This window comes from Nostoc sp. EspVER01, assembly GCF_034530635.1.
Taxonomy (GTDB): Bacteria; Cyanobacteriota; Cyanobacteriia; order Cyanobacteriales; family Nostocaceae; genus Nostoc.
The window spans coordinates 76194-93939 of record NZ_JAVRCS010000011.1 but is presented as its reverse complement, the minus strand read 5'-3'; the positions used below and the strand labels follow the sequence as shown (position 1 = coordinate 93939).

The 17746-nt window shown below is 41.8% G+C and carries 19 protein-coding genes; 6 read left to right on the top strand and 13 right to left on the bottom strand.

The window, feature by feature from the left end; translation table 11 throughout:
- Positions 1-65 precede the first annotated feature (65 nt).
- The 4 genes from deoC to RMX69_RS12235 all read left to right on the top strand — a co-directional run bounded on the left by deoC (position 66) and on the right by RMX69_RS12235 (position 4979).
- The gene (gene deoC, locus RMX69_RS12250; RefSeq protein ID WP_289799283.1) at positions 66-746 is read left to right on the top strand and encodes a deoxyribose-phosphate aldolase; all 681 of its coding nucleotides are present in this window, start codon (positions 66-68) and stop codon (positions 744-746) included.
- Between the two features lie 138 nt (positions 747-884).
- Positions 885-1835: a DNA repair protein RecO gene (gene recO / locus RMX69_RS12245; RefSeq protein WP_322637614.1), complete on the top strand. Its 951-nt coding sequence runs from the start codon at positions 885-887 to the stop codon at positions 1833-1835.
- On the top strand, positions 1822-3474 hold the full coding sequence (locus tag RMX69_RS12240; RefSeq protein WP_322637664.1) for an MFS transporter: 1653 nt from the start codon (positions 1822-1824) through the stop codon (positions 3472-3474). Before recO ends, RMX69_RS12240 begins: the two co-directional genes overlap by 14 nt.
- 356 nt (positions 3475-3830) lie before the next feature.
- Positions 3831-4979, top strand: coding sequence for a glycosyltransferase family 4 protein (locus RMX69_RS12235; RefSeq protein WP_289799281.1), 1149 nt, complete (start codon positions 3831-3833; stop codon positions 4977-4979).
- 537 nt (positions 4980-5516) lie between these two features.
- Here the strand turns inward: RMX69_RS12235 and RMX69_RS12230 are convergent.
- Entirely contained in the window at positions 5517-6395 is an 879-nt protein-coding gene (locus RMX69_RS12230; protein WP_322637613.1) for a pentapeptide repeat-containing protein, read from the bottom strand.
- 90 nt (positions 6396-6485) lie between these two features.
- Between RMX69_RS12230 and RMX69_RS12225 the strand changes: the two genes are divergently transcribed.
- Positions 6486-6929 carry a DUF29 domain-containing protein gene (locus RMX69_RS12225; RefSeq protein WP_322637612.1) on the top strand — a complete coding sequence of 148 codons (444 nt, stop codon included), beginning with the start codon at positions 6486-6488 and terminating at the stop codon, positions 6927-6929.
- Positions 6930-6998: 69 nt separating this feature from the next.
- Here the strand turns inward: RMX69_RS12225 and RMX69_RS12220 are convergent, their stop codons facing one another.
- The 11 genes from RMX69_RS12220 to RMX69_RS12170 all read right to left on the bottom strand — a co-directional run bounded on the left by RMX69_RS12220 (position 6999) and on the right by RMX69_RS12170 (position 15764).
- The gene (locus RMX69_RS12220) at positions 6999-7235 is read right to left on the bottom strand and encodes a hypothetical protein (RefSeq protein WP_289799278.1); all 237 of its coding nucleotides are present in this window, start codon (positions 7233-7235) and stop codon (positions 6999-7001) included.
- A complete protein-coding gene (locus tag RMX69_RS12215) occupies positions 7232-7663 on the bottom strand; it encodes a putative toxin-antitoxin system toxin component, PIN family (RefSeq protein WP_289799277.1) in 432 nt (143 codons plus the stop codon). Before RMX69_RS12215 ends, RMX69_RS12220 begins: the two co-directional genes overlap by 4 nt.
- Positions 7664-7701: 38 nt before the next feature.
- Positions 7702-8529: a peptidase gene (locus tag RMX69_RS12210; protein ID WP_322637611.1), complete on the bottom strand. Its 828-nt coding sequence runs from the start codon at positions 8527-8529 to the stop codon at positions 7702-7704.
- 10 nt (positions 8530-8539) lie between these two features.
- Positions 8540-8773 carry a preprotein translocase subunit SecG gene (secG, locus tag RMX69_RS12205; RefSeq protein WP_109011945.1) on the bottom strand — a complete coding sequence of 78 codons (234 nt, stop codon included), beginning with the start codon at positions 8771-8773 and terminating at the stop codon, positions 8540-8542.
- Positions 8774-8908: 135 nt separating this feature from the next.
- Positions 8909-10507: a 2,3-bisphosphoglycerate-independent phosphoglycerate mutase gene (gene gpmI / locus RMX69_RS12200; RefSeq protein WP_322637610.1), complete on the bottom strand. Its 1599-nt coding sequence runs from the start codon at positions 10505-10507 to the stop codon at positions 8909-8911.
- 221 nt (positions 10508-10728) lie between these two features.
- The gene (locus RMX69_RS12195; RefSeq protein WP_289799274.1) at positions 10729-12414 is read right to left on the bottom strand and encodes an ABC-F family ATP-binding cassette domain-containing protein; all 1686 of its coding nucleotides are present in this window, start codon (positions 12412-12414) and stop codon (positions 10729-10731) included.
- Positions 12415-12569: 155 nt separating this feature from the next.
- Complete coding sequence (locus tag RMX69_RS12190) at positions 12570-13388, bottom strand: Rpn family recombination-promoting nuclease/putative transposase (protein WP_322637609.1); 819 nt, start codon at positions 13386-13388, stop codon at positions 12570-12572.
- A gap of 46 nt (positions 13389-13434) precedes the next feature.
- Entirely contained in the window at positions 13435-13920 is a 486-nt protein-coding gene (locus RMX69_RS12185) for a hypothetical protein (RefSeq protein ID WP_322637608.1), read from the bottom strand.
- 243 nt (positions 13921-14163) lie between these two features.
- A complete protein-coding gene (locus RMX69_RS12180) occupies positions 14164-14640 on the bottom strand; it encodes a hypothetical protein (RefSeq protein ID WP_322637607.1) in 477 nt (158 codons plus the stop codon).
- A 116-nt stretch (positions 14641-14756) separates the two neighbouring features.
- Positions 14757-15236 carry a DUF29 domain-containing protein gene (locus RMX69_RS12175; protein WP_289799269.1) on the bottom strand — a complete coding sequence of 160 codons (480 nt, stop codon included), beginning with the start codon at positions 15234-15236 and terminating at the stop codon, positions 14757-14759.
- Positions 15237-15401: 165 nt separating this feature from the next.
- A complete protein-coding gene (locus RMX69_RS12170; protein WP_069070753.1) occupies positions 15402-15764 on the bottom strand; it encodes a helix-turn-helix domain-containing protein in 363 nt (120 codons plus the stop codon).
- Positions 15765-16004: 240 nt separating this feature from the next.
- Here RMX69_RS12170 and RMX69_RS12165 point away from each other — a divergent pair, with 240 nt between their 5' ends.
- Entirely contained in the window at positions 16005-16451 is a 447-nt protein-coding gene (locus RMX69_RS12165) for a hypothetical protein (protein ID WP_322637606.1), read from the top strand.
- Between the two features lie 93 nt (positions 16452-16544).
- Here RMX69_RS12165 and prfA read toward each other — a convergent pair whose 3' ends face one another.
- Complete coding sequence (prfA, locus tag RMX69_RS12160; protein WP_163927947.1) at positions 16545-17642, bottom strand: peptide chain release factor 1; 1098 nt, start codon at positions 17640-17642, stop codon at positions 16545-16547.
- Positions 17643-17746 lie beyond the last annotated feature (104 nt).

Below are 17746 nucleotides of genomic sequence, written 5' to 3'. Positions count from 1 at the left end.
TGTATATATAAGAAATGTTTTAATTTTTTATAAAGTTTAATAATCAATCACTGGCAGAAGACACGATGGCAGCAGACTATCCAGACATTGATATTGCGCCATTTATCGATCACTCCCTGTTAATACCAACAGCTACTCCAGAGCAGGTTGAACAATGGTGTGAAGAAGCATACAGATTCAACTTTGCGGCGGTTTGTCTGTTCCCCGCTAATGTTAAACAAGCAGTAGAACTCCTCCACGGTAAAAACCCCAAAGTCTGTACGGTGATTGGTTTTCCTTCTGGTGCAACGACTTCAGCCGTGAAACTGTACGAAGCTCAAGAAGCGGCGGATAGTGGGGCCACTGAGTTGGATGTAGTCATGAACTTGGGCTGGTTGAAAGCTGGCAAAACTGAAGAAGTCCACCGGGAGATTGCCGAAATTTGCGAAGAGACTGGACAAACGGTCAAGGTGATTTTGGAAACTAACCTGTTGACAGATGCAGAGAAAAAAATAGCTGCTGAAATCGCTATGGAGGCGGGAGCAGCATTCTTAAAAACTAGTACAGGTTGGAATGGTGGTGCCACAGTGGCAGATATACGACTTTTGCAGGAATTGGCAAAAGAAAGAGTGGGAATTAAGGCTTCAGGTGGTATCCACACTATCAATCAAGCCCTAGACTTAATCGTAGCGGGTGCTACTAGATTAGGCACATCTCGCGGTATGGATTTGATCCGTCAGCGCGATAACTTGGGAAAGGGTGAATAGTCATTTGTCCTACCCTGCGGGAAGCCGCTGGCGCGTCTATGTCATTTGTCCTACCCTGCGAGAAGCCGCTGGCGCGTCTATGTCATTTGTCCTAATCTAATGACCATTGACTAATGACTAAATAACTACTAATGACTAATGAGTAGAACCTACAAAGCAACTGGTATTAATCTTAAAACCCAGGCGCTAGGAGAATCGGATAAAATAGTGACGATTTTGACACGAGAATTCGGTCTAATTCGAGCCGTGGCTCCAGGGTCACGTAAGCACAACTCCAGTCTGGGCGGTAGGAGTGGAATGTTCGTTGTGAATGAACTATTGATTGCTAAAGGGCGATCGCTTGATAAAATTACTCAAGCACAAACGTTAAAAACTTATCCTGGTTTAGCTAAAGATTTGGGAAAACTGGCTGCCAGTCAATATTTAGCAGAAATAGTTCTGTGTGAAGCTTTGAGCGAACAACCCCAAGAAGAACTTTATGATTTGTTCAATGAACATCTCCATCGCTTAGAAGCGGTGTCTAGTGCAAATCCATCTGGTGTTTTAGCTCATCTGGCTCATGGTGTATTTCACCTTTTAGCCTTAGCAGGACTGACGCCGCAAGTGCAAATCTGTTGCCTATCTCAACGTTCCCTTAAGCCAGACTTCACAGACCCCAACTGGCAGGTAGGATTTAGCATCCCTGCGGGTGGAACGGTTTCCTTAGAAGCTAGGGAACGTTTACGAAAAGAGGGGGAGAGGGAGATGAGGGCAGAAGGGCAGAGGAGCAGGGGAGCAGGGGAGCAGGGAGAGCTTAATAACCAATGCCCCATGTCCAATCTTTCATCCTCCATGCCCAAAACCCAAACAGTTGTTGTGCATCGGCAAGAAATACCTGTGATTTCTTGCCGTCTGGGTGCTATGGAACTGACTTTGCTTCAACATCTGTCACAACCAGAGATAATGCAAATTGATGGTGCTAGAGATTATGACTGGTTATCTGTTGAGCAGATTTTGCGCCAGTATGCTCAGTATCAATTAGGTCGCCCTATTCGCTCTGCTACCTTGATCGACTCTTATTTTGCTGCCAACCATGATGCAACCGTTTGATTTGGATAAGAAAATCCTGCCTTTGTCACCAAGCCTCGCCAAAAAACAGAATAGGGTATCAGATCCTACAGTCAGGAATCACTTGAGTGCTGTTCCCAAGTGTACACCTAGTCAAATAAATGGCCAAGAAATGTCCCCAAAAGATGTTTCTCAAAACGATCAAAGTTGGACAGCGGAGATCCCAAAAACTGATCTTCCAAGCCAATCAAAAACACAATCAGAGGACAAATTAACCACTGCTGAGGTAGATAGTAACGGCACTAGTAATGGGCATAGTTTGCCAGTAGCCACTATCCCAGAAAAAGAATTACCAAAATTAGATGGGTCTGGTTCAGGTGGAGAAGCTATTGCAGGGAATGTAAAACAGCTAGGATTTTTACCTGTATTAAAAAATCCTAATTTCTTAGCTCTTTGGGGCGGTCAAGTTTTCTCTCAACTAGCAGATAAAGTTTATTTGGTCTTGATGATTGCCTTGATTAATACTCAGTTTCAAGGAAGCAATCAGAGTATTAGTGGTTGGGTATCAGTCTTAATGATGGCTTTTACTATTCCAGCCGTATTGTTTGGTTCCGTTGCTGGTGTGTTTGTCGATCGCTGGTCGAAAAAGGCTGTACTGGTAGCAACGAATATTTGGCGCGGCATCCTAGTTTTGTCAATTCCCTTCCTGGTGTGGTTGACTCATGACTGGAAACCCATAGGAGTGCTGCCAGTGGGTTTTTTGATTGTTCTGGGTGTGACTTTTTTAGTTTCCACACTGACGCAGTTTTTTGCCCCGGCAGAACAGGCGGCAATTCCCTTAATCGTAGAAGAACAGCATTTACTCTCGGCTAATTCGCTTTACACAACAACGATGATGGCATCGGTGATTGTTGGGTTTGCCGTTGGAGAACCTTTGTTAGCAATCGCAGATGGACTTTGGCTGCAAATTGGTGGTAGTGGTAGTTTGGGCAAAGAACTTTTAGTAGGTGGCAGTTATGCGATCGCTGGACTAATTTTGTTCCTTCTGGCAACTAAGGAAAAACATCACCACCCCGATACAGAATTCCCTCACGTATTCTCTGATTTGCGGGACGGTTTTGCCTATCTCAAAGCAAATCATCACGTCCGCAATGCTTTGCTTCAACTGATTATCTTGTTTTCTGTTTTTGCAGCATTAACTGTTCTAGCCGTTCGGATGGCAGAAATAATTCCCAACATGAAAGCTTCCCAGTTCGGCTTTTTACTAGCAGCTGGCGGTGTTGGTATCGCTGGTGGAGCAACAATTCTCGGTCAATTTGGTCAACGCTTCTCCTATACTCGGCTAAGTCTGTGCGGTTGTATGGGTATGGCAGCATCCCTGATTGGTCTGTCAGTATTTACAACTCAACTGTGGCTCGTCTTGTTACTGGTGGCGCTAGTGGGCATCTTTGGGGCACTAGTGGGAATTCCCATGCAAACTGCCATCCAAACAGAAACACCTCCAGAAATGCGTGGTAAAGTTTTTGGCTTGCAGAACAATGTAATTAATATTGCCCTCTCCTTACCTTTAGCATTAGCAGGTGTCGCAGAAACCTTTCTGGGATTACAGGTAGTTTTTTTGGGATTAGCTGCGATCGTCTTTTCAGGAGGTATATTAACCTGGTATAACTCACACAAGTAGTTATCAGCTAACAGGAGTTATTATTCATTACCTTGAGGTAATTAATATTTACTTAAAGCTTTTGCGTTCATGGTAAACTGTGGTCAGTGAAAATTTATCACATACTTGCCGGATATGAATCTGACATTAGTCAGAATAAGTTGTTTAAATATCAGAAATTAACAACTTATAACTAAAATAAATAAAGCCATCAATCCACTGGTTTAATCAGCTGACAATAAGCTTTTTAAACTAGTAGAAAGTTTTGGGAATTTTTAATAAATAAAAAAACCAGCAAGTATAGCTAGATAAAAGAAAAATCACAAAGGACACACAAGTAATACATTACACCCGCTTTTCTTACAGCTAAATAAAGAATGCGTATAGCCTGGATTGGAAAAAAATCGCCCTTTTGCGGCAATGTTACCTACAGTCGAGAAATTACAAATGCCTTGCTAGATAGGGGACATCAAGTTAGCTTTCTTCACTTCGCCCAGGAAGATTCTGAACCTGATAATTGGCCAAATCTTCGAGAGGTTTCCCTACCTTTCATTTACAAGTCCCAGGTTTACACTATTCCCACTTTTAAAGCCACCAAAGTTTTAACCGATTCACTGCGGGAAATCAAACCAGATGTAGTCCATGCTTCCTTGACGTTATCTCCTCTAGACTTTTTTCTACCAGAAATCTGTGAGGAACTGAGGTTGCCCTTAGTTGCCACTTTTCACACACCGTTTGCTGGCAAGGGAGCAAAGCTGGTATCGGGAACACAACTTTTGGCTTATCAGCTCTATGCGCCTTTTTTAGTTAACTATGATCGCGTGATTGTATTTTCCCAAATTCAGCGAGAATTATTGGCAGGGATGGGCGTAAGGGAAGAAAATATTGCCGTAATTCCCAACGGTGTTGATACCAGCAAGTATTCTCCAGGATTTTCTCAAATTAAAACAGAATTTAAAGCCGAACGCTTGTTTGTCTATCAGGGTCGCATAGCACCAGAGAAAAATGTCGAAGCCCTCCTCCGGGCTTGGAAGCAGTCGGCAATGGAGCCTGGTACTAAATTGCTAATTGTTGGCGACGGCCCTTTGAAGTCTTCCTTAGAGCCATTTTATGGTTCAGAATACGGCATTATCTGGTTAGGATTTGTCGCTGATGAAGACCGACGCATTGAAATTTTGCGGGGCGCAGATGTATTTGTTTTGCCTTCATTGGTAGAGGGTTTGTCCCTATCTCTGTTAGAAGGAATGTCATGTGGGTTGGCTTGTTTAGCAACAGATGTGGGTGCAGATGGAGAAGTATTGGAAAAAGGCGCAGGTGTCGTCATTAGTACCAAAACAGCGCGATCGCAATTGAGAACGCTCTTGCCAGTGTTGCAAGACCATCCAGAGTTAACAACTCTACTGGGGCAAAAAGCTAGACAGCGTGTATTAGACCGCTATACCCTCAGTAAAAATATTAGTCTGCTGGAAGAACTGTATAAAGGAGTTTTAGCACAGCGACCTCTACCACTAAGTCGTAGAGCGTAGGGAAAGGAAATAACCCTGTTCTGTCACTCTCCGAAAACTTTTGCCATTTCTGAAATAAGAGAGCTTTTGTATAGCAAGCGATTGCGCGATTATTTCTTAATAACAAATACAAGAGCGATTTTTTTCTAATAGTATAGCTTGTATTGATTGCCTCATAGGGCTTCTAGCGATCGCCCTTCCGGAAAGTGACAGAAGAGGGATAAAGTGCGATGCCTGCACCTACGCATTTTTATGCTTATCAGTGTTCTCCAGATGCATTAGGTGCAGTTTAGCTTTTCTTCATCAGTCTTATATTAGGTATTAGGTTTTAACCTTGCTCTAATAATCATCACAGAACAGTGGCGAAATTCCAATATTTGGCGAGTAGAACTTTGAGAACTTGAAAATATTTTTAATGCTCAGGCAACAGGCGGTGATAGTTTTAACTTCTTATCTAATATTCGTGATGAAAATATTAGGAATCTTTTGAAAGGACGGCCCACAGTCTCCCTTCTAGCAACTGTAGAAGACATAACTATTTTAACAGAGACTTCGGTATTAATTAAGCCACCAGCGTTCAACGACAACATCTCCATCAGGACAAATAGTGTTCCACAATAGGGCATCCAAGAGCCAAGCGTCCTCCCAATTAGCTCCTTCCAAGTTAGCGCCACTCAAGTTGACACCAACCATTTGAGCGCCTCTCAAGTCAGCACCTCTCAAGTCGGTGTCCCTCAAGTCAGCATGGTTCATTTCAGAACCAGCGAGATTGGCACCACTCAAGTTGGCACCCCAGAAATTGAGCTTATTCAAGCTAGCCTCTTCCAAGTTAGCACCCCTCAACTCAGCGTGACTCAAGATAGCTCGACTCAATGCAATGCCGCGCAAATCAGCTCCTTCGAGGTTGGCGCGATGAATAACTACGCCGAAAAACTTTCTCTCACCACTGGCATAACGTTGGAGCAATTCCTCAACCTTAATTACCCTGCTGCGATCGCTATAAATACTCCCATCTGGCATAGTAGTATTACAGAAAAGGGTTCCTTCAGTAGTAATGGAACTCCAGTTTGCTCTCAGCAAATTGGCATCAGTCAGGTTGGCACGACTCAGGTCAATACCAGTCAAATCAGCACCTCTCAAGTCAGCAAAACTGAGGTCAGTTTCAGCCAAATTAGCACCTCTCAAATTAGCACCACTCAAGTTAGCCCGCCTCAAGTTGGCGTACTTGATGTCGGTTCCTTCCAAACAGGCGTTACTCAAGTCGGCTCCACTGAAATCAATATGATATCTAGTGATTCCACTCAGATTTGCACCTTTGAGTATGGCATCCCTAAAGATGGGTACTCTGTAATGGAAATTCATAACTCTTCTCAAATTAACACCGCTAAAGTCCCGCTCTCCAGCATCATATCGCTGGAAAAATTCTTCGCTTTCCATAATTTAACCCTCGCATCAAGCAACACATATAAAATACATTGTATATACAACGCTAGAATGGCTTAATGGAATAAATAATAAAATTAAAAAATGACTGCAATTATTGACCTAAAAACATTATATGAATCCAATTACCTGCAATGGTTAGAGGAGACTATTAAATGTCTCAAAAATCGACAATTAGCAGACATTGACTATGAAAACTTAATAGAAGAATTGGAAGATTTGGCTAAAAATGAAAAAAGACGAGTAAAAAGTTTATTAGAACAGATTATTAGACATTTATTACTTTATCAATATTGGGATTTAGAAAAGCAAATAAATACTAATCATTGGGCAGCAGAAATTATTAGTTTTCGTAATCAAGTAAATGAAGATTTAAGCACTAATATACGCAAACATTTAGAGGATAATTTCAGCAGAATTTATAGCAATGCCTTAGATTATGTGAAAGCTAAAACAAAGCTAACCAATTTACCTGAATCATGTCCTTATTCCTTAGAGCAAATTTTAGATAAAAATTGGTTGCCTTAATCTTAAATTTTAATTCTTGGCGCAAGGTATATTCATATTTTAACTGATCAATACCATAAAATTAAGTCGCTACAACTTATCATATTCTTCTGGTTCTACGTTAGGCACTTTATTCAAAACTTGCTGGAATTTTTGCCAACTACCGCTTTTGGCTTTTTCTTCCAAATAGTCTTTGGTCATCCATGCGGAAACTTGTGCAGATAAGGCAATAGTTGCAAGTTGTTCAATAGAAATATTTTCTCTGGCTGCTAAAGCTTCAATTTGTTTATATAAAGATTCGGGTAGCTGTACATTTAAGTTAGTCATGGAATTTCTCCTACTATTTGCAAGAATTCTTTGGGTGAAACTACCGTCAGTCCGAATTTTTGGGCTGCTTGTAAATCTTTTTTATTGTAAGTGATGATAAAGTCGGCTTGGCATTCAACAGCTAAATCGATGAGAAAATCATCATCAGGATCGCGTGCTACTGGCCGCCATAAATAGAAAATGCTACATCTATTAGCGATTCTACAAATAGCTTCAATAACGTTGTCAATATCTTCATCGCTCAATCCAAGCTGCTCTTTTTCTCGTTTGAGAATTTCTTCATACTCGAAGACTAAGGTGGTAGAGACATTTAACTGCCAACGTGTATCATTCAGAATTGTTAACAGTTTGTAAGATGCACCACGATTAGATCGTAAACCAGTAAGCAGTACATTAGTATCAAGTACAAGTTGGTACGAATATGTCATTATTTCGCTATTACTAGCATTTTTCCGTAGTGACGAGCTTATAGTCTACCTATCGATCGATTAATCTTTGAATTATCTACTAAAGACCATCCTAAACTGGTTGGCTGTTCATAAACCCGTTTTAGAGTATTTACATCTCTAGAAGAAATAGGCGACGGGTTACGAACTTGAGAAAAGTATAAAGCATCAGTTTGTAGCGGACTATGACCCCAAATTCCCAACGCATGGCCAAATTCGTGGCGGCTAGCTGCAATGAGATACTCACCTGTTTGACTGGGGCTTATCAAGATGGTAAAGCGGTGGGATAAAATTTTGCTGCTGGTATATAACTGGTAAGTAGTTTGTGCTGATCGCGCACGAGGTATATTACTACCAGGGGAAATTTGTAGAGGTGGCGCTTTTCGCGCGATCGTAATATCAGCAATCTCTGGCTGTTCGACTATTGTCAAAGGTAAATAAGTAGTCCACTCCTTTACACCCTGCAAGACACCATTAACCCATGCTTGAGCTTGTTTTTCGCTGACAGATTTTGGCAGTTCTACGTAAACTCGAATGGGAAATTGTGACCAAACTAAATAACCAACTTGGGTTGTTGTGACTTGGGAAAAGTAGTCACCACTGTTAGTGTTATCTTGCCACTGCGCCAGTGTGGGCGGTAAGGGATGAGGTTTTGGGGAAGTGGGGAGAGAGATTATTAAATCTGAATATACATATTTTGATATTATTGTAAACCCATGAATCGACTCGATATTAGTAAAAACGATTAACAGCCCTGTACCAAAAAATAAGGCAAGAGCTTTAATTAACCGTCGTGAAATTAAATTTATTAGGGTGTTAAGTATCGGGTGTTGGGTTCTTTTCCCCATTTACCTATCCTTATTTAGGCAGCCAACCAGCACTTAAAACTACTGTTAAACCGAGAAAAATTACTGTCAATGCCCAAGTAATTCGGTTTAAGGTGTTTTCTGCACTTTTGGTGCTGCTAAATAATTGGGCTTGTCCGCCAATAGCGCCAACGCCATCACCTTTAGGACTATGGAGTAAAACCAAGATAATCAAACCAGTGGCGGAAAATGCCCAAATGCCTTGCACGATATTACTAACTGTCATGGTAGGAATCTCATTTATAACAATTTTTCAAACAGGGAGTCAGAGTTGGGAGTTAGGAGTTAGGAGTTAGGAGTTAGGAAAGTTTTAATTCATCACTCTTGACTATTAACTCTTAACTCCTCACTATTAACTGTTTTACAGCCCTACTTGCACGGGAGTGCGAGTACGTTGCAGCTCGTATTCTGCTGTTTTCAGCAGCGATCGCCCGGTCATTTCTGGTGGCTGAGGCAGCTGTAAAATCTCTAGAATTGTGGGAGCGATGTCGGATAGCTTGCCATCGCTTCGCAGTTCGACATTTGTACCATATCCAGGGATTTTAACTCTCTCTCCTTCTACCAAAATGAAGGGCACTGGGTTAGTGGTATGAGCCGTCCAGGGATTACCCCCTTCATCTAGCATATACTCAGCGTTGCCATGATCGGCAGTAATAATTGTTGTACCGCCGGATTTGATAACGCTCTCTAACAAACGTCCCAAACAGCGATCGACTGTCTCAATTGCTGTAATGGTAGCTTCGATTTGACCAGTATGCCCTACCATGTCTGGATTGGCATAGTTAATCACAACTAAGGAATATATACCCTTTTGAATCGCAGCGATCGCAACATCTGTAACTGCTACTGCTGACATCGCTGGGGCGTGATCATAAGTCGCTACCATTGGACTGCTTACCAGTTCCCGATCTTCTCCAGCAAAAGGTTCCTCCAGACCCCCATTAAAGAAATAGGTGACGTGGGCGTATTTTTCGGTTTCGGCGGTGCGGAACTGATTCAAACTGTGATTGGCTATGACTTCTCCCAGAATGTTACTGAGATTCTGAGGCTCAAAGGCTACAGCCACGGGTAAGTCTGAATCATACTGCGTAAAGGTAACAAAAGACAGTGGTGTGATTTGCTGTCTTTCAAAACCGTTAAATGTGGGACTGACCAAAGCTTGAGTCAGTTGTCTAGAGCGATCGGGGCGGAAGTTGAAAAATATCACCCCATCCCCTGGTTCTATTGCGCCGGGAGCAATTCGGATTGGGTTGACAAATTCATCTTTTACCCCTTCGGCGTAAGATGCTTGCAAGATTTCTACAGCCGTGCGATTATCAACCACACCATCTTGAGTCATCACGTCGTAGGCACGTTTGACGCGATCCCAGCGGTGATCGCGATCCATCGCGTAGTAGCGACCGCTGAGGGTGACTATGCGCCCAATTCCTGTGCGGTTTATATAATCTTGCAATAGTGTGATTGCTCTTACACCGTCAGTTGGGGCGGTGTCACGACCATCGGTAATGGCGTGAATACAAACTTCTGGAATTCGCTGGTCTTTGGCTAAGTCAAGTAGTCCGAATAGATGGGTGATATGTGAATGTACCCCTCCCTCAGAACAAAGGCCTACTAAATGCAGCTTGCCATTCCGAGAGCGAACTTCCTGGCAAATTTTGACGAGTGCTGGGTTTAAGGCAATAGAACCGTCTTCAACCGCATCAGAGATGCGTACCAGTTCTTGCGGTACTACTCGCCCAGCGCCAATGTTCAAATGACCAACTTCCGAGTTGCCCATTTGACCCTCTGGCAACCCTACGGCTTTTCCTGATGTGCGGATGAGGGTATGCGGATAAGCTGTCCATAAACTGTCCACTATGGGAGTTTTAGCAGCAACAATAGCGTTTCCTCGCCTTTCCTCGCAGTAGCCCCATCCGTCTAAAATGACTAGCACCACAGGAGCAACAGGTGCTTTGGTCATAGTAAAATTGCCCTTTACTTTTTGTAATACCCGAATGATACCACTGCTAATCCACGCCGCAAGTGAATTTTTGCTTATTAATTTCTTTTATGAAAGACTTACAGTTTTTTGAAATATTTTTTAAACTTAAGCAATTTTTCTGTAGTGTTGCCGATCGCTAATAACAAGTGATTACTTAGTAGTAGCATTTTAGCACTACTACTAAGTCTGTACTCTATCTATTATTTCTTTTTACTGGAAGCTTTTGCAGCTTTTTTAGCAGCTTTTTCAGCAGCGATCGCAGCTAACTTTGCTTGTTCTTTTTCCTCGGCAATTTTCTGGAGATAGTAATGATAGTCTCCTAAGTAAACCCGGAATTCACCATCACGAATTTCGACGATTTTGTTAGCTACTTGAGAAATAAAGTAGCGATCGTGGGAAACTACAATTGCCGTACCGTCATAATTTTTGAGAGCTTCTTCCAGCATTTCCTTCGCTGGAATATCTAGGTGATTTGTCGGCTCATCTAAAATTAGTAAGTTTGCGGGACGTAAAAGCATTTTTGCCAACGCCAAACGAGCTTTTTCTCCTCCACTTAATGCCCCAACTGCCTTAAATACAGTATCACCTGTAAATAAGAAGCGTCCCAAAAGCGTGCGGACTTCTTGATTATCCCAGTCTGGAACTTCATCATGGATAGTTTCCATGACAGTTTTTTTCAAGTCCAAAGCTTCAGCTTGGTTTTGCTCAAAGTAACCAGGAATAACGTTATGATCCCCTAATTGAACAATGCCTTCTGTGGGTGGTTCCATACCCATAATTACGCGCAGAAGGGTAGATTTTCCAGCACCGTTGGGGCCAAGAAAAGCAATGCGATCGCCTCTTTCAATTAGCAGATTTGCTGCCAAAAACAAGATTTTATCACCATAAAGATGAGTTAAATCTTTAATTTCTACTACCTCGCGTCCACTGCGGGGTGCAGGGGGAAAACGGAAGTGTAGAGTTCTTACCCCAGCAATGGGCGCTTCAATGCGCTCGATTTTGTCGAGTTGCTTTTCCCGGCTTTTTGCCTGGGTACTGCGGGTAGCACTGGCGCGGAATCTATCAACAAAGGTTTGCTGTTTCTCTAATTCTTTTTGCTGGCGTTCGTAAGCACTCAGTTGTGCTGATTGACTTTCGGCTTTTTGTTCCAAATATGCCGAGTAGTTACCAAGGTAGGTACTGGAAACGCCACGTTCAGTTTCCACAATTTGGGTGCAGAGGCGGTCAAGGAATTCCCGGTCATGGGAGACTATTACCATCGGCGTAATCAGCCCTCTGAGGTAATTTTCCAACCACTCAATTGTTTCTAAATCTAGGTGGTTAGTCGGTTCATCCAGCAGCAACAAGTCGGGTTTTTGCAGCAGGATTTTACCTAAACTCATCCGCATTTGCCAACCACCACTGAAGGCACTGACGAGGCGATCGCCATCTTCTAGCCCAAACCCCATTTCTGGCAGAATTTTCCCAATGCGTGCATCTAAGTTGTAGCCGTCTAAGGCTTCAAATTTACGCTGCAAGCGATCCAACTTGTCGATCAGTCGATCCAGTTCCTCTGGGCTAGCCGTTTCCATCTCTTGTGGGATGTGCGCCAGAGATAACTGTACTTCGTTGGCTTCTTTGAAGACAGTCCAAAATTCTTCTCTAACGGTGCGAGTGGGGTCTACTTCAAACTCTTGGTTAAGGTAGGCTATATGTAAGCTATTAGGACGAATGATTTCGCCGGCGGTGGGTTCCATTTCCCCAGAGATGATTTTAAGTTGGGTTGATTTTCCAGCACCGTTGACACCGACTAAGCCAATGCGATCGCCTGGTTTAACTTCCCAGTTGATATCTTTGAGAACTTCGCCTGTGGGATAAATTTTACTTATATGTTCTAGTCGCAGCATTAAGTTTCTCTCAGGTAGGGAGTGGGTGGTTGAGGACGAAGTACTAACACCGCCTCTAATATTAACAAAAATTAACTATAAATTCGTCGTGATCAAGTTTGGAAGCCGCAAACCAAATTTGGCTTGAGCCACGGATAAAATTTACCACATCTATCTCAAGGCTGACTTTGTGCTACTTCTCTGACTTCTTCGACATTCAAATCTAACGCCTGTGCTACTTGTTCTACAGTCAACCCTGCTGCCAACATTGCTGGTACTGCTTTTAGTTTCCCTTGAACTTTACCTTCTTCAATGCCTTGAACCTTACCTTCTTCAACACCTTCCTGAAAGGCTTCTTGATAAAATCTGGTTTGTTTTAATTCGCTTAAGCCAAACATTTCCTCCATCTCCTCCCTACTCATTGTGGGAAATTTGTAAGCCAAAATCGTCTCTATAAATTGTAATAATTGCTGCTGTTTTGGTGGTGAGCTTATCTCTGACTTGGTTCTGTCTATCAACTCCCTTGCTTGTGCGATCGCTATATCGTCAGTTGCAATTACTAATTTAGCAGTTGCAATGCCAATTGGAAGCGATGCAGCCTCACCTAATTCATCCAAATAAATGCGTCTGACGCGCCCACTTGTGAAAAACTCACGGTAATGTTTGATATTGCCTGTATCTACATTCCTGTTGGGGTATAAAACCACAGCACCCCAGTCATTTGATGGTTGATTCTGACGGAGGTATAAACATATTTCTGCAATTAGCCGTGAATAAATTTCCCCATCAGCTTGAAATTGCACTTCAACAAAGTAAATCGGGTTCTCGCTTCCTTGTGTAGGCAGAAATACGCCATCGATTCTGAAGGCTGTTTGTTTGATTTCAACTGATGAAAATTGATAAAGACTAGCTGATTCTGGAGGATTACCAATAAGTTCAAAGAAGATATCAGGGAATTCTTGAAACAGCCGATAAAAGATGATGTCTGTTTTCACAATTTTATATCATTTGAAAATTTTTATTTGCTGTTCATTTATTACTTTATTCTTCAGAACCATCTCGCACTTTGAGCAATTGCTCTTTTGCCATCCCTAATATCCGTGAAAGGGGCGCTAATAAACTATCATCAAATGCTTCTCCAGCATAAATACTATTCAGTTCAGTAGGGGATAATTTAAAGGTATCGCAGAATTTAGCAAACTCCTGGTTACTCAAGTCAAGCTCTTTTTGTCTATCATGAAGTAAAACTGCGATCGCTCTAGTTCCATACTTGGGACGTTCACTAGTTTTTATATATTTTTCCATTAAATAATTGACTTTTCTGGTATCGCCGCCGATTTTTTTAATTAAATCACTACAAGCCATTTTTAGCGCTTTTTTTAAAACTTCTTCTTCATTTAAAATTTTAATAATTTCACTAGCATATTCTGGTTTAAAAAATCCCACCAAATTCCCTTGATGATAAACTGGTATATAAGGATTGTTGGTTTCAAGTTGCCAATCTAAAGGCTCATTGCGTAGCGACATAGCTGCACCCCTAAATATTTTCAGATTGCACCATTTTAAAACCATTTATTCCTTAACTGCCAGTAAAATACCCTAGCACTGGCGATTAGAAATCGCAGCTATACAGACAAAACCCACCTCCGTGGGTTTCAACTTGCTGGAGTCCACGCAGACGGGCTTAGTTTATATAGTCATTACGTATTTCTTCCAGAACCTCTAACTCAGCCAAAATTAGCGATCGCCAGATGAATCAAGGCGATTCTACTACTCACACGCCTTGTTTTGTGATTCGTATTCTTCAAAAATTATTACAGCAGCTTCTAAGTATCGATCTAATAGACGATGAGCGGATATATCAGGTAATACTAATTCGACTGCCCTAGTGGTTTCCATTACTCCACCACGATCTTCTCCATCTTTAAAAGCTGCGATAGAACCCCATAGTCGAGCTATTGCAGTTTGAATTTCTTCCCTTTCAGGCAAATACCATATTTCTCGACTAATTTCATTACACTGTAAAGGAGTTAAAAAATTTGCCTCTGACAAAGCTTGCTGAATATATTTATTAAGCTGGGAGAGTTTATCCGATTTAGTATTAGATGAATATATTTGTATGCATTCTATTGCCCATTGGATTGCCAAACTATAATGATATTTTTGTAATTTAAGTGCAATTGGATAAGCCCAAAGTATTTCTTTTTGCGCTATAGTTTGTTTTACATTTTCTATTACTTGTTTCATAGATGTAACTATATCTAACTAACTTGGAGTAAAACTTATAAGTATATAATTTTTTTCACCTCGTTCTACTTAAGATATCTCTAAATAACAAATGAGCATCATAAAAATGGTAGTAATTATCCTTCCCAGTCTTGACGAGTATCGCACAGAAAATTGTCTGCGTAGGCGTAGCCCGTCGTAGACATCGCATCATCAAATAAATAAGGGCAATCCTTTGGAAAAGTTCGTAATGGTAAGTTAGTTTCTCGTAGCGCCAAATCGACTCCGGCTTCAAAGCCATCTAACAATGATTCTTCGATTCGAGACTTTAAACTAGGGTTCTGTCGCAGATGCCTGTGGATGGCGCGACGCTGTTCTCTAATTGTTAAAAACCAACTGCGAGAGCGTTGTTCGGGTTGATACTCCCACTTTAAGAGATGACCGAGTAATACACTCAGACGGCTCACGAGTTCCCGATACTCCTGTCTCCCCAAAGCTTGAATTTCCTCTTGCAGGTGTTGCCAGTCTAGTTCCATAACTAGCCTCTGCTCTAACGCTTTAGCCTGCTGCTGTGTCCAGCCATAGAAGTCTTGGTCATACAAAAAAGGTTTGTCCATAGAGTTGAATCTTGACAGCAAGAAACCACAAGCTAGTTTGATCCGATTTTGCGCTAAATCGCCCTTAAAAAACTTAATTACGAATTACGAACTTGTACTGAGCGTCTTGCCTTGAGCGAAGTCGAAAGGAGCCGAAGTATTACGAATTACGAATTATTTTAATATTCAACTTGCTTTCGCTTCATCCCCAGACGCTTCAGCCACAGCCGCCAATCTATCTGCCGCAGCTTGCACAATTTGAGCTACTTGGCTAAGAGGCATGTGCTGGATTTGTCTCAGAATCAGACTCAAATCTGAAGTTTCTGGAATTGGCTTGCCATCAATGCAACTGATTAACTCTTCCATTGTGTAGCCTGCTTTCGATGCGATTTGAGCCAAATTTTCTGTATCTGGAACCTTCACACCTTTTTCCCACATCTGAACAGCAGTAGCAGATACTCCCAAAAGCTTACCAAACGCTCGCTGACTCATTGAACCGCGAGCTAGTTTAATGATTTCAATCAGTTTTTGTTTGCTTTCGATCTTCACTGCTTATATAGCTAGCCAACTTTATTTACAAGTTTACTTTCAATAATACAAGTTTACTTTTATATTGACAGCCTTGTGTTTTAGTACTAAACTATATCTCTGGTTGTAAATCGGCAACTACAGGCATCAAGCTAGTAGAATAACCCATCTATCTTTAATCAACCCAAAAAACTTAGTTTGCTACGGCGGTTGTGCTAGTAGTTAGACTTTGCTGCGAAGAAATAATATCGAAGGTGCATCATGTTTCGCAAGCCAGGCAAAATTAACCAATATCGCCGCAAAGGTAAAAATCTTATAGCCATTAATAAAATTAAACCAGAACAGTGGAACATTTCTGACGCAGAAACCAAAGAAGCTTTAAAAGTTAAAGGCTACGATGTTAAGCAAATCAAAAAAATCCACCTTCTGAAACATCAAGTGTGTATTTCCTACTGGGATGCAAAAGGCAATATATGCAGCAGCTTTTTTAGCTACCGGATTTTTGCACGTTGGCAAGAAGAAGTGGAAAAGCTAATTTATACCTGTGAAACCCTGAAGGAATGGGCGAAGCTAAACTACGTTATGAAGTACGAATTTGCCTATTACCATTATCCCAGTGAAATAGAAGATATACTCCATGCGATATTAGAAAACCACCTGTCCGTGTTAAAAGCAACATTGCAACAAGTGGTTTTACAGAATATTTAACAACAGCACAGCAATTATGACCATTTGTAGAGACGCGATTCATCGCGTCTTTATCCAACCAAAGATGTGTTGCAATCATTAATTGAATTGGTATTAGTTAGCGGCAGAAGTCGCTAACTCCGCAAGACGTTCCTGTTGGTCTAGAGATATACAAGATTGGATAAGCGTCTCTAAATCACCATCCAAAACAGGGGTAAGGGAATAATTCTGACCTAACCGATGATCGGTAGCGCGGTTATCTTTATAATTATAGGTGCGAATTTTTTCCGATCGCGATCCAGTACCAACCTGCGATCGCCGCATGGAAGTAACAGCTGCTTGTTGTTCGCTTAACTTGATGTCATACAACTTCGCCCGCAGAATTTGCATCGCCCGTTCTTTGTTTTGCAACTGGCTGCGTTCTTCTGTACAGAAAATCCGAATCCCTGTCGGTTTGTGCATCAAGTCAACGGCTGTTTCCACCTTGTTGACGTTTTGTCCACCAGCACCACCAGAACGGGCTGTAGTCATTTCAATATCTTTCGGGTCAATGTGAATTTCCACATCATCTACCTCTGGCATAATCGCCACGGTAGCTGTGGAAGTATGAACCCGTCCCCCAGATTCAGTTGCCGGCACGCGCTGCACACGATGCACTCCAGCTTCAAACTTTAACTGGCTGTAAACGTCATTACCTTTAATTTCGAGAATGACCTCTTTCCAGCCACCCATTTCTCCGCGAGATTCGCTTACTAGAGAAACTTTCCAACCTTGAGTCTGGGCATAGCGGGTGTACATCTGCATCAAATCGCCAGCCCAAATACTTGCTTCATCGCCACCAGTACCAGCCCGAATTTCCAACATGATATTCTTTTCATCATTGGGGTCGCGTGGTAGTAGTAAGACCTTCAAGCGAGACTCTAAATGTTCTATTTTTTCTTCAAGTTCTTTTACTTCCAGTGATGCCATTTCTTGCAACTCTGGGTCACTTGCAGATTCTTTGTAAACCTGACGCGCTCCAATCAAGTCTTCTTGGGCTGTTTTCCAAATTTCATAAGTATTAACTACCTCTTCCAAAGAAGAACGAGACTTAGCAATTTCTTGATACTCATCAGGATTGCTAGCGGTATCGGGGTCGCCAAGACGACGTGTTAATTCATTAAAAGTTTGTTCAACGGATTTTAGTTTGTCCAGTAAGTATGATTCAGCCATGACGATTGCGATCGCTCCTTAAAAAAATAACAAATTGGCTCGAGCATATAAATAAAAATCGACCCAGCTGATGCAGGGCCGTCGTTAACAGCAGAGCCAACTCG